This window comes from Roseovarius sp. MBR-154, assembly GCF_053628595.1.
This window is the reverse complement of record NZ_JBRJGR010000001.1, coordinates 89,869-112,958: the sequence shown is the minus strand read 5'-3', so window position 1 is coordinate 112,958 and position 23,090 is coordinate 89,869. Positions and strand designations below refer to the sequence as shown.

The window sequence follows — 23,090 nt, the reverse complement described above, 5'->3', positions numbered from 1 at the left end:
CGTTGATGACGTGTTGATCAGTGATAAGCGTGGCAATTCAAAAGGGCCGCCCCGGTTGGGAACGGCCCTCTAGAAGCTACGGAGGTGTGCCGGTTAGGCGCACCAATCCGGGTGGCTTTCGCCTCGGGGCTGCCCTAGACGGCGGCCTCCCGAACTGTTCCGACACCTCGCTCCAATACCTCTATAGACACTGGACCACCTCCTTTCGCTTTGTTGAACCTGAGCCAAGCCTGCCATATTTTTGCTTGTTGTCAAAACAAAATAATGTGGCGCATGAAGATTTTGACGCAGGATGCTGATTTATTGATCTTGCAGCACGGCCACGCATTGGCGTGGCAGGTCCTCCATCGTCAGCTCGCGGCGGGGCTTGGGCTTTGGTGCATCCGGGACGGGCGGCGGTGGGTTGAGGATGTTTCGCACCCACTGCTCCGCCTCGGCGCAGCCATCGCCGGGCGGGGGGGCGGCCTGCTCCACGCAGGCCCGGGCGTTGTCGGGGCAGTTCAGACGGACGTGGAAATGGTAGTGATGCCCCCACCATGGCCGGATCTTACGCAGCCATGTGCGGTCACCGGTCTCATCGCGGCACATCTGGGTCTTGGCCCCGGGAAAGATGAAGATGCGCGCGGTGCGCGGGTCTTGCGCGGCGGCCTTGACGATCTCGTGATGCGCGCGGGTCCAGTTGCCGTTGATATAGGCACCATTGGCCCGGCGCATGGAAATCGACGAGATATTCTCGCGCGCCGTGCGGCTGAGGGCGAGGTTATCGGCGGGGCGCAGCCAGATATCGGCGTCGAGGCCCATCTGGTGGCTGCGATGCCCCGACAGCATCGGGCCGCCGCGCGGCTGGCTGATATCGCCCACATAGATGCCGTTCCAGCCCGGTTGCGCTGCGGCCTTGCGCGAGAGTTTTTGCAGCAGGTCGATGGTCTCGGGGTGGCCCCAGTTGCGGTTGCGGCTGAGGCGCATGGCCTGCCATGTGGGCCCGGTCTCGGGCAGGGCCACGGCCCCCGCGATGCAGCCATTTGCATAGCTGCCAAAGGCGGCGGGCGCGTGTTCGGAGCCTTGCCCTTGCGCGCCGAAAAGCTGTTTGGCCTGCACGCCCTGCATCGCGGCAGGGATGCTCTGGCTGGAGACGATGCCGGTTGCCTCGGCCTCGGGCTTGGGTTGCATGCAGGCCCCGAGGCCCAGGCAAAGTGCGGCTGTTATGACGATCCGGCCCATTGATCCCTGTCCCCTTCCGTCTTGACCCAGCGTAGCAGCACAATGCCGATCAGGAAAAGGAAAATCACCGGTGAGATGCCGATCCGCGCGCTGCCCGAGAGCGAGGTCACAAGCCCGATAAGGGCCGGTGCAAGAAAAGCCGTGGCCCGCCCCGAGAGGCCGTAGAGGCCGAAGTTCTCTGTGGGGGTTTCGGGGTCGGTGTGGCGCACCATGAGCGTGCGGCTAGCGGCCTGAAGCGTGCCGCCAAGGCCCCCGATCAGCACGCCGCAGCCGAAGAAGATGGCGTCGGGAAGGGTGGAGCCGGGCGCCAGCGGGATGCCGAAGATCTGGCTGCGGTCCATGCCGACGACCATGATGCAGACCGCGATCAGACCCCAGATCGCCGTGATGATCACCGGCTTGGGGCCGAATCGGGTGTCGAGCCTGCCGCCGACCCAGCTGAACAGTGCCGCCGAGATCGCGCCGATGATGCCGAAGATCCCGACTGAGGTGATCGACCAGTTGAGCACGAGGATCGCATAGGTGCCGCCAAAGCCGTAAAGCCCATTGAGCGCATCGCGGTAGAACATCGAGGAGCCGAGATAGGTGGTGAGGCTGAGGCGGTGGCGCAGCCCCTTGACCGTCTTGACCAGCAGCCCGAGCGCATCGCCGATACCGCGCCCCGTGCCCGCAGGCCCGGTATCACGCACCCAGAGGAAATAGGGGATCATGAACACGGCGAACCAGAGGGCGGTGAACGGCCCGACAAAGCGCGTGCCCTCACGCGCGGCCGCGTCAAGGCCAAAGGCCGGGTCGAGACCGATCAGGGTCTTGCCGCTTGGCTGTTCGACAAAGAGCGCCAGCATGATGAGCAGCGACAGCACCCCGCCCGCATATCCGAAGGCAAAGCCCGAGCCGGAGAGCGCACCGACCTCATCGGCGGTGCCGAGCGAGGGCAGTTGCGAGTTGATGAAGATCAACGCGTATTCCGCCCCGATGAAGCCTATGCCGAAGGCCACCAGCCCGAACCACAGGTTCGCGCCGTCCGGTGTCATCCCCCAGATCGCCGCGGCCCCGGTCACATACATCAGTGAAAACACGATGATCCACGGCAGCCGCCGCCCGGTGGTGTCGGCAAAGGCCCCCATGATCGGCGCGCCGAGGCCGATGATCAGGCCGCTGATGGTCAGGCCGGTGGACCAGAGGGTCTGCGCGCGGGCGTCGGCGACGCCTTCGCTTAGCCCGGTGGAGATGAAGTGATCGGAAGCGACGGAGGCGAAATAGGGGCCGAAGATGAAGGTGATCAGCAGGGTGTGGTAGGGTTGGCTGGCCCAGTCGAAAAAGAACCAGCCCCAGATGCGTTTGCGTTTGGAAATGCCCTTCATACCTGCCTCGCTCAACCTTTGGGGGATATGAGCGCGGCAGGCGCGTGGGTGCAAGCTATTCCTGCACGACGTCCTGTACCGGGTCTTGCATCGGGGGCCAGGGGCGCGTGGCATCGGCCTCGATCCAGGCGCGAACCCAGTCGGGGTGTGGCGGCTGGGCGGCGTCGTGCCCGAGTTCCGCCAGCACAGTCGCGGGGGGCACGATCCCGCCCTTGCCGGTCACCGCCGCGCGGTAGAGGATGTGGTTGGCGCATTGGCCATCGGGCGTCCACATGGATTGTTCGAGATAGAGGAATTTCTCGTCCCAGCAGACCAGCCGTGAGCGCATCTCGATCCGTTCGAACATGCGGATGCGGCGGCGGTAGCGCACGCTTGCGCCTGCGATGGTCAGGCCCCAACGCTTGCGGCGCAGCACCTTGATCAGCCCGATGCGCCCGGCAAGCGGAATGCGCCCCAGATCGTAGAGCGTGAGCGTGCGCCCGTTGTTGAGTTCCATCCACAGGTCGATATCCCAGGGCAGGCAATAATGCTGCGACACATGCAGACCGGTGACCGGCAGGGCGGGGGAGTTGCGGTGTTTGTAAAGCTGCCAGATCAGGCGCAGGACGGGATACATGGCGGGTCTCCTTTGGCCCGCGCCTGCCACCCCTGACCGTCGCGGTCAACTGCGACTGCGCGTCAGGCTTGCGCTCGGGTACGGGCTTGCTTAGGTGGAAAGACGTTTCAGACCCAGAGGACCACTGCCCATGCAATCGCTTTTCCAGATCCTGATGCTGCTGCTCGACATCCTGTGGTTCTTCATCCTTGCGCATGTGATCATGTCTTGGCTGATCAATTTCCAGGTGCTGAACCTGCAACAGCAATTCGTGGCGCAGATCTGGTACGGGCTCAACCGCCTGTTGGAGCCGATCTATTCCCGCGTGCGTCAATTCCTGCCGCCGATGTCGGGCATCGACCTGGCGCCGCTGGTGGTGCTGGTGGCGGTCTATGCGCTACAGATCATTCTGCGAAACAACGCGGCGGCGTTTTACTGATCCGGGGTCTTGTTCACCGAATCTTGGTGTGAAACACTGACTGTAAGAGCAGATAAATAAAATCTTACAGGACTGCCATGCCGAGCGCTGCCACGCTTTTGCGCGATGTCTTCGGGTTCGATGCGTTTCGGCCCGGACAGGAAGAGATCGTGCACACTGTCGCCACCGGGTGCAACACGCTTGCGATCATGCCCACGGGGGGCGGTAAATCCCTGTGTTTCCAATTGCCTGCGCTCCTGCGGGATGGGGTGACGGTGGTCATCTCGCCGCTGATTGCGCTGATGCGCGATCAGGTGCGGGGGTTGCGTGCGGCGGGGGTCGAGGCGGGGGCGCTGACCTCGGGCAATACCGAAGAGGAAACGGCAGAGGTCTGGGCGGCGCTGGAGGCTGGGCGGCTCAAGCTGCTTTACATGGCACCCGAACGGTTGGCCTCGGGGGCCGCCCTCGGGATGCTGCGGCGGATCGGTGTGAGCCTGATTGCCGTGGACGAGGCACATTGCGTGAGCCAGTGGGGCCATGACTTTCGCCCCGATTACCTGCGCATCGGAGAGTTGCGCCGCGCGCTCAACGTGCCGCTCGCCGCCTTCACCGCCACTGCCGATGCGGAGACGCAGCAAGAGATCGTGGACAAGCTCTTTGACGGGCAGCCGCCGCAGATCTTCCTGCATGGGTTCGACCGGCCCAACATCCACCTCGCCTTTGCCGCCAAGGACGGGCCGCGCCAGCAGATCATGGGCTTTGCCGGGGCGCGCAAGGGGCAGTCGGGCATCGTCTATTGCGGCACCCGCGCCAAGACCGAGGGCCTCGCGCAGGCGCTTGATCAGGCGGGGCACAATGCCTGCGCCTATCATGGCGGCATGGAGGCAGAGGCGCGCCGTCAGGTGGAGCATCGCTTCAACAGTGAGGACGGGCTGATCGTTGTGGCGACGGTGGCCTTTGGCATGGGGGTGGACAAGCCCGATATCCGCTGGGTGGCGCATGCTGATCTGCCCAAGAGCATCGAGGCCTATTATCAGGAAATCGGCCGCGCGGGGCGCGATGGCGCGCCTGCCGAGACGCTGACCCTCTTTGGCCCAGACGATATCCGCCTGCGCCGTTCCCAGATCGACGAGGGGCTGGCCCCGCCGGAACGGCGGATGGCCGATCACGGGCGGCTTAACGCGCTGTTGGGTCTGGCCGAGGCGCTGGAGTGCCGCAGGGTGGCGCTGCTGCGCTATTTCGGCGAGGCGGCAGAGCCTTGCGGGAATTGCGATCTGTGCGAGATGCCGCCCGAAACCTTTGACGGGACGGAGGCGGTGCAAAAGGCGCTGTCGGCGATCCTGCGGACCGAGGAACGGTTTGGCGCGGGACATCTGATCGACATCCTGATGGGCAATGCGACCGAGAAAGTGCGCGCGCGCGGGCATGACAACCTGCCGACCTTTGGCGTGGGCCGCGACATGGACAAGCGCGGCTGGCAGGGCGTGTTCCGGCAGATGATGGGGCATGATCTGGTGCGCCCCGATCCTGAACGGCATGGTGCATTGGTGATGACCGAGGCCGCCCGCCCGATCCTGCGGGCGGAAACCCCGATCCGCCTGCGCCGCGAGGTGGCGCAGCGCACGCCGCGCCCTGCCGTCAAGGCACTGGTGTCGGAGGAGGACGCGCCACTGCTGTCGGCGCTCAAGGCCAAGCGTCGCGCGCTGGCCGAGGCGGCGGGGGTGCCTGCCTATATCGTCTTCAACGACCGCACTCTCATCGAGATGGCCGAGACGCGGCCCGCCAATCTGGATGCGATGGCGCGGGTCGGGGGAGTGGGGGCCACCAAGCTGGAACGCTATGGCGCGGATTTTCTGGAGGTGATCAACGGCGAGGCAGAGCAGCTCCATCCCACTCGGCGCAAGTTGGCGGGACGCGCGGCGGGCGAGGTCTATGACCAGCTGATCGAGGCGCAGGCGCGGCTCTCGCGCGGGCCCGAGGGCATCGACAAGCCGCTGAGTTGTTCGGCCTCGCTGCTGGCGCGGGTGGCGAGCCAGCGGCCGTGCGACAGTGATGCGCTGGCCCGGCTGATCGGCGAGAAATATGCCGAACGCTTTGGCCCGGCCTTTCTGGACGTTCTGCGCATGGCGGACTAAGTCTGCCGCAACGCTGTCACACAGGGATTTCGCGCATGCTGGTTGTCGTCTCGCCCGCCAAGAAGATGGATATGAGCCCGGTCGAGGGTATTGCGCCGACGCGGCCAGCCTTTCGCGCCGAGGCGGAGGATCTGGCGCAGGTGGCGCGGGGCCTCGATGTGGGCGATCTGCAAAAGCTGATGAAGATCAGTGAGAACCTTGCCCGGCTGAATGCCGACCGCTTTGCGGATTTCGGCACGATGGAGGAAAAGCCCGCCGCGCTCGCCTTTGCGGGGGACACCTATCAGGGGCTGGAGGCGGGGTCATTGGACGCGGAGGAAATGGCCTGGGCGCAGGATCATTTCCGCATTCTGTCGGGGCTTTACGGGCTGCTGCGCCCGCTTGATGCGATCGAGCCTTACCGGCTGGAAATGGGCAGTCGGCTGGCGACCGGCCGGGGCCGCACGCTCTATGACTATTGGGGCGACCGGATTTCCAAGGCGCTGAATGCACAGGCGCGCAAGATCGGCACCGAGACGTTGGTGAACTGCGCGAGCCAGGAATACTTCGGCGCGGTGGACCGCGCGGCGCTCGATCTGCGGGTGATCACGCCGGTTTTCATGGAGGAAAAGGCGGGCACGCCGAAGATCGTGAGCTTTTACGCCAAGAAGGCGCGCGGTGCGATGGCGCGGTTCGTGATTCAGAACCGGCTGACCGATCCGCAGGCGCTGAAAGACTTCGACACCGGCGGTTACCGCTACAGCGCCGAGATGTCGGAGGGTGACAGAATGGTGTTCCTGCGCGACTATCCGGCCTGAGCCGTTGTCGCCGCTGGCTGTGGCGCGCGGGCGTCGGGCGGGCAGGCATCTTGAATGCGGGCGAGGATGACATCCTTGCGCAAGGGTTTGGTCAGATAGTGATCCAGCCCTGCCGCGAGGATCTCGGTATCGTCGCCGGTCATCGCATGGGCGGTCAGGGCGACGATGGGCACGCGCCGCCCGGTTCCGGCTTCGAGCGCGCGGATCGCGCGCGTGGCCTCCTTGCCATCCATCTCCGGCATCGAGATGTCCATGAAGACCAGATCGGGCGCGAAGCTCTGGTAGAGTTCCACGGCCTCGCGGCCATTCTCGGCAAAGACCAACTCGATCTCCAGCGTCTGCACCATCTTGGAGAACACCAGCCGGTTGGTCTTGTTGTCCTCGGCGGCCAGAACCCGCATCAGACGATCCGGCGGTTCGTAAGCCCCTGACCCGCCCGAGCAAATCTCCGCGACGCTGCGCAGGAACTCCTGCCGGGCGACCGGCTTTTGCAGCACCGCATGAAGATACCTGCGGCCCGGCTCGGCCTCGGCCTGACCGGCAGTCTGGCTGAGCAGGAGGATGGGCATGTCATGACCGGCCTCGCGCAGCGCCTCGGCCAGTTCCAGCCCGTCCATTCCGGTCATTGAGTGCTCGGTCACGACGAGGCCGACGCCGTCCCCGGCGCGGTCGAGCGCCTCTGCCGGACTGCGGCAGGCGATCACGTCAAAGCCCAGTTGTCCAAGCTGGCGTTGCAAGAGCGCGCGACAGGCGTCCTGCGGCTCGACGATCAGGGCGCGGCCGGGGCTGCCCGGCAGGCGCGGTAACTCGCCTTCCGTCGGCTCCACGATGGGCAAGCGGAGCGAAAACCCGAACACCGAGCCTTCGCCCGGGGTCGATTCGACCCAGATCGTGCCGCCCATCAGGCGCACCAGCTTTTGCGAGATCGCAAGGCCGAGGCCGGTGCCCTCGAACTTGCGATTGCGCGCATCGTCGACCTGGTTGAACTCGCCGAACACGTGCTCGATCTTGTCGGGCGGGATGCCGATCCCGGTATCCTCGACCGTGACATGGATATCGGCCGCCTGCCCGGCCTCGTGCACCACGCCGGTGACCCGCACCAGCACGTGGCCCGATTGCGTGAATTTCACCGCATTGCCCAGAAGATTGGTCATGATCTGCCGGACCCGTCCCGCATCACCCCTGAATCGCGTCGGCAGGAACAGATCGTAATCCACCAGAAGATCGAGCCCCTTGCGGCGCCCATCGCTCTGCATCAGCGTGACAAGCTCTTGAATGCAACGCTCCAGATCAAAGGCATCCTCGACCAGCACCAGTTTCTCGGCCTCGATCTTGGAATAATCCAGCACGTCATTGATGATCACCAGCAGCGCCTCGCCGGAATTGCGGATAGTCGCGGCATAGAGCCGCTGTTCCTCGGTCAGTGGAGTGTCCATCAGCAGGTCTGCCATGCCGACGACCCCGTTCATCGGCGTGCGGATCTCATGGCTCATATTGGCAAGGAAGGCGGATTTCGCGCGATTTGCCGCCTCGGCACGGCGGCGGGCCTCTTTCAGTTCCTTTTCGTAGCGGATCGTGGCGGTGATGTTCTGTACCAGACTGACGATGTCCCCGCCCGATCCGCGCCGGTCGGTGACGCGGATGTAATGATCGTTCCACAGCCGCAGAACCTCGGTTTCGGGGGCCGGACTCTGCCAGCGGTCGAGCATATGCTCGCGCCACTGCGCCGGGGTCAGTTCGCCGATATTGATGATCCCTTCCTCGGTGACGATTTGCAGAATCTCGATATAACTCACCCCCGGTTTCACCACTTCGACACCGTCGAACACCGCCAACCAGGCGGCATTGGCGGCAATCATCCGGCTATCGGCGTCGAAGAAGGCGAATCCGTCCTCGATCGTCTGGATCGAGTGCCAGAGGCGGCGTTCGGCGATCTCGACCTTCTGATGCGCGACGGTGAGATCGGATTTCACGCGCAAGTTCTCTTCGCGCACGGTGCGCACCTCGGCGCGGGTCTCGTGCACCTCGTGCGACAGGGCGCGCGCGTGCTTGCCCAGCTTGCGGTTGGCGGCGTGCAGTTCCGCCTGCTTCTGTTCCAGCAAATGCTCGGCGGCGAGGCGCGCGCGCCGTTCCTCTGCCAGCTTGTTGGCAAGGCTCATGCCCATCCTCCGCCATGCCGGACCGTGATCGGCCACACAATCCGGCATCGTCGTGAAGATGGGGTTAAGACGGCTGTGCCAGTTTCGCATCGCACAGCGCGTGTGCGGGCAATCGCAGTTGCCAAACCCGCCGCACCGCCCCAGTTTGTCGCGGGAAACAATCCGACAGAAAAGGACACGAAGATGGCACATCCGAAACTGCTGACGATCTCGGGATCGTTGCGCAAGGGCTCCTACAACCGCATGCTGCTGGCTCAGGCAGCCGAGGCATTCGGCCCGGCGGAGGTGATCGAGGGCGATCTCGACCTGCCGCTTTACAATGGCGATCTGGAAGAGGCCGAAGGCGTGCCGGAAAAGGTGCAGCATCTCGTGCAACAGATCAAGGACGCGGATGCGATCGTGGTCGGTTCGCCGGAATACAACAAGGGTATCACCGGGGTGCTCAAGAACGGGCTCGACTGGATCAGCCAGGTGCCGGGATGGCCGATGAAGGACAAGCCGACAGTGGTCGTGTCGGCCTCGGCCGGGCGCACGGGGGGCGAGACGGCGCAATTCATGACGCTCTCGTGCCTCACTCAGCATCAGGCGCGGCTCATCCCCGGCACCGCCGTGCTGATCGCGGGCGCGATGAATGCCTTTGACGAGGATGGGCGGCTCAAAGACGAGACCTCGCAGAAGCTTTTGGCGGAACGCATGGAGAAGCTGCGCGCTGAGGTGGTTTAGGCGGGCCTGCGGGGAACAGGATCGGGCCTGATGGGCCGGAGCGGCCGCTGTGTTATGGCTGTTCCGGGTCACTCTCACAACTTCCGGAAACGTTGTGAAAAATACTCGACAAAACCGGATTATTAGTTATATTTATCCCATGAGTATCACAAGCCCCAATGCCCGCGCGCTGGCCGCCCTTGGTCATGACGCCCGCCTGTCGATCTTTCGCCTGCTGGTCAAGGCGGGGCATGACGGGCTGCGGGTCGGCGATATCGGCGCGCATCTGGGGCTCGCACCCTCGACGCTGGCGCATCACCTCTCGACACTGGTCGAGGCCGGGTTGGTGGTGCAGCGCAAGGAGGGGCGCGAGGTGTTCAACAGCGTGGATTACGCGGCGATGCAGCGCGTGCTGGGGTTTCTGACCTCGGAATGCTGTGCTGGTGTCACCCTGCAGGCCAAGGACGATGCGGCATGAGTTTTTTGCACCCTAAAATAACCAGAATTCTGGAGATATAGATATGACCGACACGAGCCTTTCCCCGACCGGCCCCGCCGCATGGGCCCGCACGCTTTGGCGGGATCACCGGGTGTGGCTGGCCTCGGCGCTGATCCTTGCGGTGGTTGCGCTGCTTGATCCGGCGCAGGCGCGCGACAGCCTTGGCTTTACCGCGCAATCGCTGCTGAATACCGCGCCCTTCCTGATCCTGTCGATCGGTGTGGCGGCCTGGGCCACGGCGACCGGGGCCGACAACCTGATCGCGCGCGCCTTTACCGGGGCGCCGGTGGTGATGATCGGGCTGGCGGCATTGGCCGGAGGACTCTCGCCGTTTTGTTCCTGCGGGGTGATCCCGCTGATCGCGGCATTGCTGGCAATGGGCGTGCCGCTCTCGGCGGTGATGGCGTTCTGGCTGGCCTCGCCGGTGATGGACCCGTCGATGTTCGTGCTGACCACGGGTGTTCTGGGACTGGAATTTGCGCTCGCCAAGACGCTGGCGGCGGTGGGGCTCGGCGTCTTTGGCGGCGCGGTGGTGCATGTCATATCCCGCGCGGGCGGGCTGAGCGATCCGCTGCGCGAGGGAATCGGCAATGGCGGCTGCGGCGGGGCCAAGCTGCGCGCGCCGAAGCCAGTGGTCTGGCGCTTCTGGCAGGAGCCCGAGCGGCGGGCCAAGTTTGGGCGCGAGGCGCTGAACGTGACGCTGTTCCTCACCAAATGGCTGACGCTGGCCTTTCTGCTCGAAAGCCTGATGCTGGCCTTTATTCCGGCGGAAACCGTCACCTCGGTTCTGGGCGGCAGCGGGCTAGGCCCGATTGCGCTTGGCACACTGGTTGGCGTGCCGGCCTATCTCAACGGCTATGCCGCGCTGCCGCTGGTCGGCGGGCTGATCGAGCAGGGCATGGCACAGGGTGCCGGACTGGCCTTTCTGGTGGCCGGTGGCGTGACCTCGCTGCCCGCCGCGTTTGCGGTCTGGGCGTTGGTCAAGCCGCGTGTCTTCGTGCTCTATATCGCCTTGTCGCTGAGCGGGGCGTTTGTCGCCGGTCTGTTGTTTCATCTGTGGACGCTCGCATGAGACGGCTTGAAATCGAGGTTGCCGGGCTGACCCCCGGCACCCGCCTGCTGGCTCCGGCAGGCATGAGCAGTCCGCATGACGCAGTGGCCCGGACGACCGTGAGCGGCGGTGAGGTATGTGCCGTGACACTGGAGGCGGAATTGGGGCTGGCGGCGCTGTGGGTCGAGGCGGCGGGCGGCGTGCTGACCCTGAGTCATGAGATCGCGCCTGCGCCGCAGGGGCAGGGATATCCGGAGGTGATGTTTGCCCCACGGGTCACGCCCTATACTGTCGCGGCCGAAGATTTGGCGCAAGCCAGCGAAGAGATGGCAACCCGCGAGGGCGGTGGCATGGCGGGCCTGCGCGCGCTGGTGGCCGAGGCCGAGGCGCGGTTCACCTACGCCCATCCCGAGATACGGTTCAACGACGGAACCGAAGCCGTGCCCTATCTCTCTTGTGGCACGACGCCCGGGTCCTGCGTGGACATCAACACCTATCTCGTGGCGAGCCTGCGCGCGGCGGGCTATGAGGCGGGTTATGTCTATGGCTATTTCTTTCCGGCGGAAAAGGGTGGCGTGACGGATGACGCGCATTGCTGGGTCGTCACGCGTCACGCGGGAGAGGTGCTGGAATGGGATATCGCGCATCATATCAAGGCGGGGCTTGGCCCGACGCAACCGGGGCTTGATCCGCACTCGGGCTGGCGTGTGGCGCTTGGACATTCCATGGGGCATGTCTATCGGCTGGACGACGGCACGGTCCGTTTCAAACTTCTGTCAGAGCCGATGCGGGAGGGGCTGGACGGCGCGTGGCTCCATGTACCGCTGATCGCAAGCCTGCCCGGACCGGTCCCTGCGCCGCGCGCGCCGGGGCATGCGGAATTCTTGTCCGTGCTGCCCGGAAATTAGGCGGGTGCCGCGCACCAACGCACGTTTTTTCGCGTGATCCGCGCAGCGCCCTGCATTCCCTGTTCAAAAACAGCCCCGTTGCGGTGTGAGAATATCGGTGTAAGCTGATCTTCTTTGGACGCGGGACTGTGGATGACGGACTGTTTTGACGAAATGTGGGGCAATGCGGGGACGATACGCGCGCCCTATCGCGGCTTTCACGACTGGTTTGCCGAGGAAGACCCCAAGCGTTTACGCGCCAAGCAGCGCGAGGCCGAGGAGATTTTCCGTCTGACCGGGATCACCTTCAACGTCTATGGCCGCGCCGAGGCCGAGGAACGGCTGATCCCGTTCGATATCGTGCCGCGCATCATGTCGGGAACCGAATGGCACCGCCTGTCGCGCGGCATCGAGCAGCGGGTGCGCGCGATCAACGCCTTTCTGCACGACATTTACCACAACCAAGAAATCGTGAAGGCCGGGCGCATCCCGCAGGAGATGATCGCCCGCAACGACGCCTTTCTGCCGCATATGATCGGGGTCGCGCCGCCGGGTGGGATCTATACCCATATCGTCGGCATCGACCTTGTCTGCACCGGCGAGGGCGAATTCTTCGTGCTCGAGGACAATGCGCGCACGCCCTCGGGGGTCAGCTACATGCTGGAAAACCGCGAGACGATGCTGCAGATGTTCCCGGAACTGTTCTCGCGCAACCGGGTGCAGCCGGTGCAGAATTATCCCAGTAACCTGCGCCGGTCGCTTGCAGCCTGCGCGCCGCCTGCGGCGGGGGTTGATCCGGTGGTTGCGGTGCTGACGCCGGGGATTTTCAATTCCGCCTATTTCGAACATGCCTTTTTGGCCGATCAGATGGGGGTGGAACTGGTCGAGGGGCATGATTTACGGGTCGTGGACGGGCGCGTCGCGATGCGCACCACCTGTGGCTACAAGGCCATCGACGTGCTCTATCGCCGCGTCGATGACGAGTTTCTCGACCCGCTCAACTTCAACCCCGAAAGCCAGCTTGGGGTGCCGGGCATCATGGATGTCTACCGTACCGGCGGCATCACGATCGCCAATGCGCCGGGCACCGGCATCGCGGATGACAAGGCCATCTATTCCTACATGCCCGAGATCGTCGAGTTCTATACCGGTGAGCGGCCGCTGTTGCAGAACGTGCCGACATGGCGCTGCTCGGACCCGGACTCGCTGGCCTATGTGCTCGACAATCTCGCCGATCTGGTGGTCAAGGAGGTGCATGGCTCTGGCGGTTACGGCATGCTGGTGGGGCCGACCGCGACCAAGACCGACATCGCGGCCTTCCGCCGCAAGCTCAAGGCGCGGCCCGGCAATTACATCGCGCAACCGACGCTGAGCCTGTCGACGGTGCCGATCTTTTCGCGCATGGGCCTGACGCCCCGACATGTCGATCTGCGGCCCTATGTTCTGGTCAGCCCGGATGGAATCCGGATCACGCCGGGGGGGCTGACGCGGGTCGCGCTGAAGAAGGGATCGCTCGTGGTCAACTCTTCTCAGGGGGGCGGCACCAAGGACACATGGGTGCTGGAGGACTGAGGCGATGCTGGGCAAGACCGCGAATGGAATCTTCTGGATGTATCGCCTGCTGGAGCGGGCCGAGAACACCGCGCGCCTGATCGAGACCGGCCAACGCATCGCACTGACCCGGCTGAATGAGCCCGACGCGGAATGGCGGCCGGTGCTGCAATCGGCCTCGGTGCTGGATGCCTATCTGACGGCCAACGAGACGGTGACCAAGGATGCCGCGATCGACTGGCTGCTGCGCTCGCGCGAGAACCCGTCGTCAGTGCTGTGCTGCATCGAATTAGCGCGGCAAAACGCGCGCATGGTGCGCACCGCCCTGACCGGCGATGTCTGGGAGGCGATCAACGCCGCCTACATGCACGCGCGCGACACCCTGGCGCGCAAGGTCGGGGAACGCGATCTGCCCAATGTGCTGCGCGCGCTGCGGCAACAGGCGGCGCTGGTGCGGGGCATGACCCACGGCACCATGATGCGCAACGAGATCTACGATTTCGCGCGGCTTGGCACCTTTATTGAGCGGGGCGACAACACCGCGCGCATTCTCGATGTGAAATACTATGTGCTGCTGCCCTCGACCGTCGCCGTGGGCAGTTCCATCGACAATGTGCAATGGGAAAGCATCCTGCGCTCGCTCTCGGCCAAGGGCGGGTTTCGGATGGAATACGGCTCCAAGCTGGCGCCGCGCGAGATCACGCATTTTCTGGTGCTGGACAAGCGGATGCCGCGCAGCCTTGCGTTCTGCACCTCCAAAATCCGCGACAACCTCAGTTATCTCAATCGCGGCAACCGCGAGCCGGGGCCGTCGCTGCGGCTGGTATCGCAGATCGAACAGCAGTATCTTTCGCATGACATAGACCAGATTTTCGAGTTTGGTCTGCACGAGATGATCACCGAATTGCTGGGCGCCTTCTCTGGCCTCGCCCGGCAGATCGAATTGGATTATCGCTTTTATGAGTGATTCATGCGCCTGACCATTCACCACGTGACCAGCTATCGCTTTGCCGAACCGGTGCGGTTCGGCCTGCAACAGGTGCGCAAGACGCCCAAGACCACGCCGCATCAGACCGTGATCAGTTGGCGCACTGCGATCACCGGCGGCAAGAAGGAACTGAGTTTCGAAGATCACCATCACAACACCACCGAACTGATCAGCCTTGATCGGGACACGCAGATCCTTGACGTTCTGAGCGAGGGCGAGATCGAGGTGAGTGACACCCACGGCATCGTCGGTCCACATCGCGGCCCTGCACCGCTCTGGCTCTATTGTCGCGCCACGCCGCGTACCGAGGCGCGCGAGCAGGTGCGCGGCCTTGCCCGCAGGCTGGACCCCGATAGCGATGTCGACCGGCTGCACGCGCTCTGCGGATTGATCCGCGAGGCGGTGGCCTATGAGACCGGGGCATCGGAACCCACCTGGAGCGCCGAGGACGCGCTGAGCGACGGGCGCGGGGTGTGTCAGGATCACGCCCATATCTTCATCGCCTGCGCACGGCATCTCGACTATCCGGCGCGCTATGTTTCGGGCTATCTGATGATGGACGACACCACCGACCAGACCGCGATGCATGCCTGGGCCGAGGCGTATATCGAAGGGCTGGGCTGGGTCGGGTTCGACGTCTCGAACGGGATTTCACCCGATGGGCGTTATGTGCGGGTGGCGACGGGGCTGGACTATTCCGATGCGTCTCCGATAACTGGCATGCGGATCGGCGGGCTGTCAGAAACGCTTGGCGTGCAGATCAAGGTTGTTCAGCAGTGAAGGCACATGATGACCTATTGTGTGGGCATGGCCCTGAAAACCGGCCTGATGTTCATGTCCGACACCCGCACCAATGCGGGGGTAGACAATATATCGACCTATCGGAAGATGGTGATCTGGGAGGTGCCGGGGCGGCTCTGCCTGACGCTTCTGTCCTCGGGTAACCTTGCGACCACGCAGGCGGTGATCAGCCAGCTGGATGAGCGGGCCAAGGCGCATGACGACCGCAATCCCGATCTGCTGTCGGCACCGTCTATGTTTCAGGCGGCAAGGATCGTCGCCGAGACCCTGCACGAGGTGGTGGCGGCGCATGAAACCGGCGGGATGAAGGCCGATTCGGCGTTTCACGCCACGCTGATCCTTGGCGGGCAGATCGCAGGCGGGCCGCCGCGCCTGTTCCTGATATATCCTGAGGGCAATTTCATCGAGACCACCGAGGATTCGCCGTTCTTCCAGATCGGCGAGACCAAATACGGCAAGCCTATCTTAGTGCGCGCCTATGATCCGGGGCTCAGCTTCGAGCAGGCGATGCGGTTGTTGCTGGTGAGTTTCGATTCAACGATGAAGGCCAATCTCGGGGTCGCGCCGCCGCTCGATTATCATTTCTATGCCACAGATAGCCTGAGCCGGGGGCGCCTGGGGCGCATTCAGGGGGATGATCCCTATTTTCACCATATCTCCGAAGCCTGGGGCGCGGCGCTGAAAGACGCGCTGAACAGCCTACCGGAATATTCCGAGCCCCCTGGCTAGAAAAACCGAACGGAGGATGCCCGCCACCTGGCCGACACCCTCCGTTCCCCCACGTGCTCCCTACGCACCACACGTGTAACCGATTGGGTCTCGGCCATCCTGGCCCTGACCTCTTGACCCTACTCAAAACGCGCGGCCTCTCAAAGCCGAGAGTGCTGGGCATTCGTTTCAAATTATCATTTGCCGCCCGAAGCGCATCGGCGTGGAGATCCTTGGGTCAAGCCCGAGGATGTCTCCCGCGTTTTGGCATCATCCGGCTTGATCGGATGATCTCACGTCAGGCGGCCTCTCTAGGGACCTGCGCCACCTCGGCTTCGATCAGCGCGCGGTGCAGTGCGGTGATGCCTGGCTCCATGTCCTTGGCCGAGAGCACGAATTGCACATCCACGCTTCGCGGCGTCTGATGCGCGGCGATCACCTCGATGCCCGCATTTTCCAGCGCAGAGAGCCCGCGACTGAGCACCTTGAGCCCGCTCAGATCGCGCCCGATGGGCGAGACCAGAGACAGGGTGCGCGCCGAGACGGTGGCCGATGTGAACTGCTCTTCCAGATCGCGCGCCACGCGGCGCACCACCTTGAGCGAGGCATGCACATAATGCGTGATCGTGTTGGCGTTCGAGGTCTTCGAGACAATCCAGACATTGTGGCGCTTGAGCGCCTCCAGTATGGCTGCGTCATAGCCCTTGACGCCGACCATATCCTGTTCGAACAGCTCTAGTGCGACGACCTTCAGCCCCGTCACGATCTCGACGCTAGCCGCATCCGCTGGCTGATCGTCGATCAGCGTGCCGGGATCGCCGGGATCGAAGGCGTTGGTCACCCGCAGCGGCACCTCGGCCTGACGCAGGGTCTTGGCCGCCTTGGGGTGGATCGCCTCCATCCCCAGATTGGACAGCTGATCGGCTACGTCGTAATTGGTGTGGCCCAGCTTGCGTACCGCATCCTCGCCCACCAGTTTCGGATCGGCTGAGGAGAGGTGGAATTCCTTGTGGATGATCGCCTCGGTCGCGCCGGTATAGGCCGCGATGCGGGCGAAGGTCACCTCGGAATAGCCGCGGTCGAATTCGCGCATCAGACCTTCGGTGCATTGTGCATAGCCGGTGACGATAGGCATCTCGGTGGCGAGGTCCACGTCGCCCAAGCCCTGCGCGATACGCTCCGAGAGGGTGTGCTCGGTCTCGTCGCGCCAGCCGCTGAGGTCGATGAAGCGGGCGTTCACACCTGCGCGCTGCAAGAGCAGCGTGGTGACAAAGGCGGAATGCGCCTCGCCCAGCCCCGAGAGCAATTCGCGGATGACCAGCATGTGATCGCTGAGGCGGAAATGCCCGTAGGAACACAGCCGCTGCAGATCGAACAGGCACGAGCGCGCCCCCTCGATCCGTTCGCGCACGAATTCATCGGCCATGCAGCGGTCGCCGGGATGCTCAAGGATGTCGCCATGCGCCTTGCGCATGGCATGGCCCACCTCGGTCAGCGCGTCGAGCCAGCCGTGATCGTCGTCATCATTGGCAAACAGGGCATAGACCCCCGGCGTGCCGGATTTCTTGTGTTCCAGCAGCTTGTTGGTGATCCCGCCAAAGGCCGAGACGACGAAGGCGCGATGATAGAGCGCCTCGCCCTCGCGGTCGCCGATGAAGAGCGTGTCCAGCAATTCAGCGACACGGCTCATGGATGTGCCGCCGATTTTCTCGACGGTATGGGTTGGAAACGTCATAGACCTCTTCCCGGGGGCGCACCCCCGAGCCTTTGTTAGCTGACTTCTAGCGCGTAGGAGCCGTCGGCCTGATGCACTTCCTTGCCGGTCACCGGCGGGTTGAAGCAGCAGGCCATCACAAGCTCTTCCTCGGCGCGCAGGATGTGGCGATCATGCTGATCGAGGGCGTACATCACGCCGGGCTTGATCTCATGGGTTTCGCCGGTGGCGAGATCAGTGATCGAGCCCTTGCCCTGCATGCAATAGACGCTCTCGAAGTGGTTCTTGTACTCGAACGTGTGCTCCGACCCCGGCTCGAGAAAGGTGATGTGGAAGGAAAACCCCATCCCGTCATCGGCGAGCAGCATCCGCACGCTCGACCATTGTGCATCCGAGACCACCCGGTTGCGTTCTTCCTCGATGATCTTGTTGAAGTCTCTGACGATCATTCGCGTTACTCCGCTGCGTATTTGGTTGTGGCCGTCACGTCGCGCGCGGCCTCGGTGAGAATGTCCAGCCCCTTGCGGAACGTGGCCTCGGGCGTAGTGAGCGGGGCCAGAACCTTGACCACCTCGTCATACGCGCCCGAGGTTTCGATGATGAGACCTTTTTCAAAGGCCCGCGCGCAAATCTCGCCCGCCAGATCGCCATTTCCGACATCGACACCCTGCATCATGCCCCGGCCTTTGAGACGGGCGCCGGGGATGTTGTCGGCAATCCGCTCCAGCGTTTCGCGCAGCATCTCGGCCTTGATCGCGATCTCCTTCTGGAAGGTGTCGTTTTTCCAGAACTTCTCCAGCGCGACGCGCGCCGTGACAAAGGCATGGGTGTTGCCCCGGAAGGTGCCGTTATGCTCGGCCGGGCCCCAGATATCGTGCTCAGGCTTGATCAGCAGCGCGGCGAAGGGCAGGCCCATGCCGGAAAAGCTCTTGGCCATTGGAATCATGTCCGGCTCGATGCCCATCTCTTCAAAGCTGAAGAAGGTGCCGGTGCGGCCGCAGCCCGCCTGAATATCATCGACGATGAAGAGCGCGCCGTGATCCTTGGCCAGCTTGGCGATGCCGCGCATGAAGTTGGGCGACGCGGCATTGAGCCCGCCCTCGCCCTGCACCGGCTCCATGATGAAGGCGGCGGGGGCGTCGACGCCGCTCGACGGGTTGGACAGCATCTCTTCGATGATCTTGAGGCTGTCCATGCCGTCGCCAAACGCGCCTTCAAACGGCATATGCGTGGTGCCGCAGAGCGGCCCGCCTCCGGCACCCGCCCGTTTGCCGGCATTGCCGGTGCAACTGAGCGCGCCCATGGTCATGCCGTGAAAGCCGTTGGTGAAGGCGATGATATTCTGACGACCCGTGACCTTGCGGGCAAGCTTCATCGCCGCCTCGACGGCATTGGTGCCGGTCGGGCCGGTCATCATCACCTTGTAGTCCATGTTGCGCGGTGTGAGGATGATGTCCTCGAATGCGGTCAGAAAGTCGGCCTTGGCCCCGCTGTGCATATCAAGGCCGTGGGTGATCCCGTCGGCATTGAGATGCTCGATCAGTGCGGCTTTCATGTCCGGGTCGTTGTGACCGTAGTTGAGCGACGAGCACCCGGCGAGAAAGTCGATATAGGTACGGCCCGACGCATCGGTAAGCTCCGAGCCCTGCGCCTTGACGAAGGACGTTGGGAAGCTGCGGCAATAGCTGCGCGCCTGCGATTCGCGGCGTTCATAGATAGCGAGATCGGCTGACATGTCAGTCGGCATGATGTGTTCCTTTGTGTGATTTGGGATCAGGGCGGCGGGGGGCCTGAGGATCAGGCCGCCTTCTTCGTCCGCGCCTTCATGGTGATGGTCACCATGTATTCGGTGTCATGCTGTTCATTGAAGTGCTGTGACTTCGCGAAATAGGGCGTGCTCGACAGCTCGCCGTCGGTGTAATCGCTGAACTTGCGGAACAAGGCCCAACTGCCGGGATTGTCGCGCGTGATCGTGGTCTGAAGACGCTTAACGCCTTCGCAATTCTCACGCGAGAGCAGCCCGCGCAGCATCAGCGTTCCAAGCCCGGTGCCGCGCGCCTTTTCCGACACGGCAACCTGCCAGACAAAGAAGGTCTCTGGATCATCGGGCAGGATATAGCCCGACACCCAGCCAACGACCTCGCCATTCAGCTCGGCAACGATACAGGTATCGCGGAAATGATCACATTGGATCAGATTGCAATACATCGAGTTTTCGTCCAGCGGCTTGCACGCCTGGATCAGTTCCCAGATCGCTGCGCCATCCTCCGCGGCCGGCTTGCGCAGGGTTGGAAGGGCTTTGCGAAACATTTCCATCGCATGTCGCATAGGATCAATGACCTCTCTACTTGCTTTGGCTAACTAAATATATCACCCGCCCGGAAAAATCAACCTTGGACGAAAATTTGCCGTGCTAGGCGAAATTATGCCAAATAATCCTTAAAATTATGGTCAAACCACCCTATATATTTAATTAGCTAACTAAATTAGTTCGGCTCAGGAGGATTAAAAATTGCAATTGAGCGACAGCTTTGCGACCATTACTTCGATTACCGAAGGGACGAAAATGGATCGCACCGACCAAAGCCTTATCGCGCTGCGGCGCATTCTGCGTGCCACTGAAATATATGGGCGCAAACTGGCGAATGCCGCCGGGCTGACAGCCGTGCAGTTTCGCGTTCTGCAGATCGTGGCGGAACGCGGCAGTTGTACCGCGACCGAGATCGCGCATCAGATGCGGGTCAGCCAGGCGACGGTCACCGCGCTGGTGGACAAGCTGGTCAAGCATGGTGTCGTCACGCGCGAGAAATCGCAGGCCGACCGCCGTCAGACCAACATCATCGTCACGCGCGAGGGGCGCGACATCATCCGTCAGGCCCCCGATGCGCTGCAACAGCGATACGTTCGCAAGTTCGAGGCGCTGGAGGATTGGGAGCAGGCGCAGCTTGTCGCCTCGCTCGAACGGGTGGCGACCATGCTCGACGCCGAAGGCATCGACGCCTCACCGGTTCTCGACACGGGTGACCTGCGCAGCGCATGAGCCGCATAAGGAATCGCCTGTCAGATCGGGCGGGGGAGGTTAGTGCGGGTCGTGGGCCGATCAGCCGTAGGCCGATTCCCTGCCGAAATGCTTGGTCAGCATGTAGTAGACCACGGCGCGATACTTGTTGCGCTCGGACCGCCCGTAGGTCTCCAACACCTGGTTGATCGCATCCACCAAGGCGGGGCTGTCGGCGAGGCCCAGCTTCTTGATCAGGAAATTGTTCTTCACGGTCTCCAGCTCTTCCGGCTGACTGCCTGCCACGGTTGAGGCATCCGCGTTGTAGATTGCCGGGCCGCAGCCGATGGTCACCTTGGTCAACAGGTCCATATCCGGCTGCATGCCGCATTTGTTGCGCAGGTCATCCGCGTATTGTGCAATCAGATCGTCACGCTTTCCCATGAAGTCCTCCAGAATAGATGACCGTTTCACCGGTCTCGTGTTTCAGCCACGCCCCGAGAATGGCGCTTCCGGCACGATAGCGGCTGTCCTTACACGCTCAAAGGAAAAATTGCCCGTGCCCTCCCCCTAGGCGGAGCCATGGCGAAAAACGCCCGCCGACCATTGGCCAGCGGGCGCGATCATGCGCAAGGCGCGCTATTCAGTAGCGGTAATGCTCGGGCTTGAACGGGCCATCGGGGCTGACGCCGATATATGCCGCCTGATCGGGCATCAGCTCTGTCAGCTTCACGCCGATGCGATCAAGATGCAGGCGCGCGACCTTTTCATCAAGATGCTTGGGCAGGACATAGACCTGGTTCTCGTACTGATCGCCCTTGGTCCAGAGCTCGATCTGCGCCAGGACCTGGTTGGTGAAGGACGCGGACATCACGAAGGAGGGGTGGCCGGTGGCATTGCCGAGGTTCAGCAGACGCCCTTCGGACAGAAGGATGATGCGATTGCCCGACGGCATCTCGATCATGTCCACCTGGTCCTTGATGTTGGTCCACTTGTGGTTCTTGAGCGCGGCGACCTGAATTTCGTTGTCGAAATGGCCGATATTGCCGACGATGGCCATGTCCTTCATCGCGCGCATGTGCTCGATGCGGATCACGTCCTTGTTGCCGGTGGTGGTGATGAAGATATCGGCACTCTCGACCACATCCTCCAGCACCGTCACCTCGAACCCGTCCATCGCCGCCTGCAGCGCGCAAATGGGATCGACCTCGGTCACCTTGACGCGGGCACCGGCGCCGCGCAGCGACGCGGCAGAGCCTTTGCCGACATCGCCATAGCCCATCACGACCGCAACCTTGCCTGCCATCATCGTGTCGGTGGCGCGGCGGATACCGTCCACAAGCGATTCCTTGCAGCCATACTTGTTGTCAAATTTCGACTTGGTGACTGAGTCGTTGACGTTGATCGCCGGGAAGGGCAGCAGCCCTTTCTTGTGCAGATCATAGAGACGGTGCACGCCGGTGGTGGTTTCCTCGGACACGCCCTTGATCTGGTCGCGCACCTTTGTGAACCAGCCGGGGCTGGCCTTCATGCGCTTGGCGATTTGCGCCTTGATCGCTTCTTCCTCTTCCGAGGCAGGCACCGGGATGATCTCTTCTCCCGCCTCGGCGCGCGCGCCGAGCAGGATATAGAGCGTGGCATCGCCGCCATCGTCGAGGATCATGTTGGGGCCATCGTCGAACATGAAGGACTTGTCGAGATAATCCCAGTGCTCTTCAAGGCTCTGCCCCTTGATTGCAAAGACCGGTGTGCCACCTTCGGCGATTGCCGCCGCCGCATGATCCTGTGTGGAAAAGATGTTGCACGACGCCCAGCGCACATCCGCCCCCAGATCAACCAGCGTTTCGATCAGCACGGCCGTTTGAATGGTCATGTGAAGGCTGCCGACGATCCGCGCGCCCTTGAGCGGCTTGGCTTCGCCGTATTCCTTGCGCAGCGCCATCAGCCCCGGCATTTCGGTTTCCGCAATATCCAGTTCCTTGCGACCGTAAGCGGCGAGGCTGATGTCCTTGACGATGTAATCCTTTGCCATCTTGAAGTGGCTCCTTGCATGAGAAATTTGCAACGCAGATAGCACTCACCCCCCAATTCGGCAATGCACGATTACCCGGCCACGCCGTCAGGTCGAAATCTTGCTGCGCCGGTCCAGTTCTGGCCGGTCGCGAGGATGCAGCTCACACCGTTTGGGCGGGTCACGAAAACCGTGAAGCTGCCGCTCTCGTCCGAGGCCCAGACCTCCAGCAATTGTTGCGGGCTTTGCAGCCCGCCGCCTGCGGGATGCTCCCTGTAGCGGCCTTCCAGCCGTTCGACCAATTCTGCGCGCGGCAGGCAGGATATCGCCTGCGCCTGCACGGGGTGTGGTGGGGCAAGGGCGGCGGCACCGAAGATCATGGCGGTGGAGCAAAGACGTTTGAACATAGCGGTTCTCCCTGGGTCAGGGGCGCGGATGCGCTGGTTTCATGTCTTGAATCTGGGGCCTGAGCGCGCGCGCCGCATTAAAAC

The 23,090-nt window shown here is 63.1% G+C and carries 23 protein-coding genes; 12 read left to right on the top strand and 11 right to left on the bottom strand.

Annotated features, from left to right (window positions below):
- Window positions 1–300: 300 nt before the first annotated feature.
- From mepA to ACSSV4_RS00525, 3 genes are read right to left on the bottom strand one after another with little or no spacing between them, the layout of a single operon-like run.
- On the bottom strand, window positions 301–1,221 hold the full coding sequence (gene mepA / locus ACSSV4_RS00535; protein WP_454272714.1) for a penicillin-insensitive murein endopeptidase: 921 nt from the start codon (window positions 1,219–1,221) through the stop codon (window positions 301–303).
- The gene (locus ACSSV4_RS00530) at window positions 1,203–2,585 is read right to left on the bottom strand and encodes an MFS transporter (RefSeq protein WP_454272713.1); all 1,383 of its coding nucleotides are present in this window, start codon (window positions 2,583–2,585) and stop codon (window positions 1,203–1,205) included. The genes mepA and ACSSV4_RS00530 overlap by 19 nt, the downstream gene beginning before the upstream one ends.
- A 55-nt stretch (window positions 2,586–2,640) precedes the next feature.
- Window positions 2,641–3,201, bottom strand: a complete 561-nt coding sequence (locus tag ACSSV4_RS00525; protein ID WP_454272711.1) for an acyl-CoA thioesterase — start codon at window positions 3,199–3,201, stop codon at window positions 2,641–2,643.
- 130 nt (window positions 3,202–3,331) lie between these two features.
- Between ACSSV4_RS00525 and ACSSV4_RS00520 the strand changes: the two genes are divergently transcribed.
- The 3 genes from ACSSV4_RS00520 to yaaA all read left to right on the top strand — a co-directional run bounded on the left by ACSSV4_RS00520 (window position 3,332) and on the right by yaaA (window position 6,530).
- Window positions 3,332–3,619 (top strand): YggT family protein, encoded by a 288-nt coding sequence (locus ACSSV4_RS00520; RefSeq protein ID WP_454272709.1) that lies wholly within the window; start codon window positions 3,332–3,334, stop codon window positions 3,617–3,619.
- A 77-nt stretch (window positions 3,620–3,696) separates the two neighbouring features.
- Window positions 3,697–5,733, top strand: coding sequence for a DNA helicase RecQ (gene recQ / locus ACSSV4_RS00515; RefSeq protein ID WP_454272707.1), 2,037 nt, complete (start codon window positions 3,697–3,699; stop codon window positions 5,731–5,733).
- A 35-nt stretch (window positions 5,734–5,768) separates the two neighbouring features.
- On the top strand, window positions 5,769–6,530 hold the full coding sequence (yaaA, locus tag ACSSV4_RS00510; RefSeq protein ID WP_454272705.1) for a peroxide stress protein YaaA: 762 nt from the start codon (window positions 5,769–5,771) through the stop codon (window positions 6,528–6,530).
- Here the strand turns inward: yaaA and ACSSV4_RS00505 are convergent.
- Window positions 6,518–8,689 carry a response regulator gene (locus ACSSV4_RS00505; protein WP_454272704.1) on the bottom strand — a complete coding sequence of 724 codons (2,172 nt, stop codon included), beginning with the start codon at window positions 8,687–8,689 and terminating at the stop codon, window positions 6,518–6,520. The two genes, yaaA and ACSSV4_RS00505, sit on opposite strands and share 13 nt — an antisense overlap.
- 183 nt (window positions 8,690–8,872) lie before the next feature.
- Here ACSSV4_RS00505 and ACSSV4_RS00500 point away from each other — a divergent pair, with 183 nt between their 5' ends.
- From ACSSV4_RS00500 to ACSSV4_RS00465, 8 genes are all read left to right on the top strand, one after another.
- Window positions 8,873–9,412, top strand: a complete 540-nt coding sequence (locus tag ACSSV4_RS00500) for an NADPH-dependent FMN reductase (protein ID WP_454272702.1) — start codon at window positions 8,873–8,875, stop codon at window positions 9,410–9,412.
- Window positions 9,413–9,551: 139 nt separating this feature from the next.
- Entirely contained in the window at window positions 9,552–9,869 is a 318-nt protein-coding gene (locus tag ACSSV4_RS00495; RefSeq protein ID WP_454272700.1) for an ArsR/SmtB family transcription factor, read from the top strand.
- Between the two features lie 43 nt (window positions 9,870–9,912).
- Entirely contained in the window at window positions 9,913–10,962 is a 1,050-nt protein-coding gene (locus tag ACSSV4_RS00490) for a permease (RefSeq protein WP_454272698.1), read from the top strand.
- A complete protein-coding gene (locus ACSSV4_RS00485; protein WP_454272696.1) occupies window positions 10,959–11,849 on the top strand; it encodes a transglutaminase domain-containing protein in 891 nt (296 codons plus the stop codon). The genes ACSSV4_RS00490 and ACSSV4_RS00485 overlap by 4 nt, the downstream gene beginning before the upstream one ends.
- A gap of 132 nt (window positions 11,850–11,981) precedes the next feature.
- Window positions 11,982–13,400, top strand: a complete 1,419-nt coding sequence (locus ACSSV4_RS00480) for a circularly permuted type 2 ATP-grasp protein (protein WP_454272694.1) — start codon at window positions 11,982–11,984, stop codon at window positions 13,398–13,400.
- Between the two features lie 4 nt (window positions 13,401–13,404).
- On the top strand, window positions 13,405–14,346 hold the full coding sequence (locus tag ACSSV4_RS00475) for an alpha-E domain-containing protein (RefSeq protein WP_454272692.1): 942 nt from the start codon (window positions 13,405–13,407) through the stop codon (window positions 14,344–14,346).
- Window positions 14,347–14,349: 3 nt separating this feature from the next.
- Window positions 14,350–15,147, top strand: a complete 798-nt coding sequence (locus ACSSV4_RS00470; protein ID WP_454272690.1) for a transglutaminase family protein — start codon at window positions 14,350–14,352, stop codon at window positions 15,145–15,147.
- A gap of 27 nt (window positions 15,148–15,174) precedes the next feature.
- Window positions 15,175–15,897, top strand: coding sequence for a peptidase (locus ACSSV4_RS00465; RefSeq protein WP_454272688.1), 723 nt, complete (start codon window positions 15,175–15,177; stop codon window positions 15,895–15,897).
- 277 nt (window positions 15,898–16,174) lie between these two features.
- On the opposite strand, the gene ACSSV4_RS00460 is transcribed toward ACSSV4_RS00465, so the two are convergent.
- From ACSSV4_RS00460 to ectA, 4 genes are read right to left on the bottom strand one after another with little or no spacing between them, the layout of a single operon-like run.
- Window positions 16,175–17,611: an aspartate kinase gene (locus ACSSV4_RS00460; protein WP_454272686.1), complete on the bottom strand. Its 1,437-nt coding sequence runs from the start codon at window positions 17,609–17,611 to the stop codon at window positions 16,175–16,177.
- Window positions 17,612–17,646: 35 nt separating this feature from the next.
- Window positions 17,647–18,039 (bottom strand): ectoine synthase, encoded by a 393-nt coding sequence (locus ACSSV4_RS00455; protein ID WP_454272684.1) that lies wholly within the window; start codon window positions 18,037–18,039, stop codon window positions 17,647–17,649.
- Window positions 18,040–18,044: 5 nt separating this feature from the next.
- Window positions 18,045–19,337: a diaminobutyrate--2-oxoglutarate transaminase gene (ectB, locus tag ACSSV4_RS00450; RefSeq protein ID WP_454272682.1), complete on the bottom strand. Its 1,293-nt coding sequence runs from the start codon at window positions 19,335–19,337 to the stop codon at window positions 18,045–18,047.
- Window positions 19,338–19,387: 50 nt separating this feature from the next.
- Window positions 19,388–19,906, bottom strand: coding sequence for a diaminobutyrate acetyltransferase (gene ectA, locus ACSSV4_RS00445; protein ID WP_454272681.1), 519 nt, complete (start codon window positions 19,904–19,906; stop codon window positions 19,388–19,390).
- Between the two features lie 250 nt (window positions 19,907–20,156).
- On the opposite strand from ectA, the gene ACSSV4_RS00440 reads away from it, so the two are divergent.
- Window positions 20,157–20,630, top strand: coding sequence for a MarR family winged helix-turn-helix transcriptional regulator (locus ACSSV4_RS00440; protein WP_454272679.1), 474 nt, complete (start codon window positions 20,157–20,159; stop codon window positions 20,628–20,630).
- Between the two features lie 60 nt (window positions 20,631–20,690).
- Here ACSSV4_RS00440 and ACSSV4_RS00435 read toward each other — a convergent pair whose 3' ends face one another.
- The 3 genes from ACSSV4_RS00435 to ACSSV4_RS00425 all read right to left on the bottom strand — a co-directional run bounded on the left by ACSSV4_RS00435 (window position 20,691) and on the right by ACSSV4_RS00425 (window position 23,006).
- Window positions 20,691–21,032: a DUF2853 family protein gene (locus tag ACSSV4_RS00435; protein WP_454272677.1), complete on the bottom strand. Its 342-nt coding sequence runs from the start codon at window positions 21,030–21,032 to the stop codon at window positions 20,691–20,693.
- 199 nt (window positions 21,033–21,231) lie between these two features.
- On the bottom strand, window positions 21,232–22,620 hold the full coding sequence (gene ahcY / locus ACSSV4_RS00430; RefSeq protein ID WP_454272676.1) for an adenosylhomocysteinase: 1,389 nt from the start codon (window positions 22,618–22,620) through the stop codon (window positions 21,232–21,234).
- 71 nt (window positions 22,621–22,691) lie between these two features.
- Window positions 22,692–23,006, bottom strand: a complete 315-nt coding sequence (locus ACSSV4_RS00425) for a hypothetical protein (RefSeq protein ID WP_454272674.1) — start codon at window positions 23,004–23,006, stop codon at window positions 22,692–22,694.
- Between the last annotated feature and the right edge of the window lie 84 nt (window positions 23,007–23,090).

What these genes read in the sequence shown, in the direction of transcription:
- ACSSV4_RS00475 (WP_454272692.1), top strand. Translation starts at nt 13,405, where the DNA reads ATGCTGGGCAAGACCGCGAATGGAATCTTCTGGATGTATCGCCTGCTG.
- ACSSV4_RS00470 (WP_454272690.1), top strand. Translation starts at nt 14,350, where the DNA reads ATGCGCCTGACCATTCACCACGTGACCAGCTATCGCTTTGCCGAACCG.
- yaaA (WP_454272705.1), top strand. Translation starts at nt 5,769, where the DNA reads ATGCTGGTTGTCGTCTCGCCCGCCAAGAAGATGGATATGAGCCCGGTC.
- ahcY (WP_454272676.1), bottom strand. Translation starts at nt 22,620, where the DNA reads ATGGCAAAGGATTACATCGTCAAGGACATCAGCCTCGCCGCTTACGGT.
- ACSSV4_RS00505 (WP_454272704.1), bottom strand. Translation starts at nt 8,689, where the DNA reads ATGAGCCTTGCCAACAAGCTGGCAGAGGAACGGCGCGCGCGCCTCGCC.
- ACSSV4_RS00495 (WP_454272700.1), top strand. Translation starts at nt 9,552, where the DNA reads ATGAGTATCACAAGCCCCAATGCCCGCGCGCTGGCCGCCCTTGGTCAT.
- mepA (WP_454272714.1), bottom strand. Translation starts at nt 1,221, where the DNA reads ATGGGCCGGATCGTCATAACAGCCGCACTTTGCCTGGGCCTCGGGGCC.
- ACSSV4_RS00435 (WP_454272677.1), bottom strand. Translation starts at nt 21,032, where the DNA reads ATGGGAAAGCGTGACGATCTGATTGCACAATACGCGGATGACCTGCGC.
- ACSSV4_RS00500 (WP_454272702.1), top strand. Translation starts at nt 8,873, where the DNA reads ATGGCACATCCGAAACTGCTGACGATCTCGGGATCGTTGCGCAAGGGC.
- ACSSV4_RS00480 (WP_454272694.1), top strand. Translation starts at nt 11,982, where the DNA reads ATGACGGACTGTTTTGACGAAATGTGGGGCAATGCGGGGACGATACGC.
- ACSSV4_RS00485 (WP_454272696.1), top strand. Translation starts at nt 10,959, where the DNA reads ATGAGACGGCTTGAAATCGAGGTTGCCGGGCTGACCCCCGGCACCCGC.
- ACSSV4_RS00520 (WP_454272709.1), top strand. Translation starts at nt 3,332, where the DNA reads ATGCAATCGCTTTTCCAGATCCTGATGCTGCTGCTCGACATCCTGTGG.
- ACSSV4_RS00530 (WP_454272713.1), bottom strand. Translation starts at nt 2,585, where the DNA reads ATGAAGGGCATTTCCAAACGCAAACGCATCTGGGGCTGGTTCTTTTTC.
- ACSSV4_RS00460 (WP_454272686.1), bottom strand. Translation starts at nt 17,611, where the DNA reads ATGACGTTTCCAACCCATACCGTCGAGAAAATCGGCGGCACATCCATG.
- ACSSV4_RS00440 (WP_454272679.1), top strand. Translation starts at nt 20,157, where the DNA reads ATGGATCGCACCGACCAAAGCCTTATCGCGCTGCGGCGCATTCTGCGT.
- ACSSV4_RS00490 (WP_454272698.1), top strand. Translation starts at nt 9,913, where the DNA reads ATGACCGACACGAGCCTTTCCCCGACCGGCCCCGCCGCATGGGCCCGC.
- recQ (WP_454272707.1), top strand. Translation starts at nt 3,697, where the DNA reads ATGCCGAGCGCTGCCACGCTTTTGCGCGATGTCTTCGGGTTCGATGCG.
- ACSSV4_RS00425 (WP_454272674.1), bottom strand. Translation starts at nt 23,006, where the DNA reads ATGTTCAAACGTCTTTGCTCCACCGCCATGATCTTCGGTGCCGCCGCC.
- ACSSV4_RS00465 (WP_454272688.1), top strand. Translation starts at nt 15,175, where the DNA reads ATGGCCCTGAAAACCGGCCTGATGTTCATGTCCGACACCCGCACCAAT.
- ACSSV4_RS00525 (WP_454272711.1), bottom strand. Translation starts at nt 3,201, where the DNA reads ATGTATCCCGTCCTGCGCCTGATCTGGCAGCTTTACAAACACCGCAAC.
- ectB (WP_454272682.1), bottom strand. Translation starts at nt 19,337, where the DNA reads ATGCCGACTGACATGTCAGCCGATCTCGCTATCTATGAACGCCGCGAA.
- ACSSV4_RS00455 (WP_454272684.1), bottom strand. Translation starts at nt 18,039, where the DNA reads ATGATCGTCAGAGACTTCAACAAGATCATCGAGGAAGAACGCAACCGG.
- ectA (WP_454272681.1), bottom strand. Translation starts at nt 19,906, where the DNA reads ATGGAAATGTTTCGCAAAGCCCTTCCAACCCTGCGCAAGCCGGCCGCG.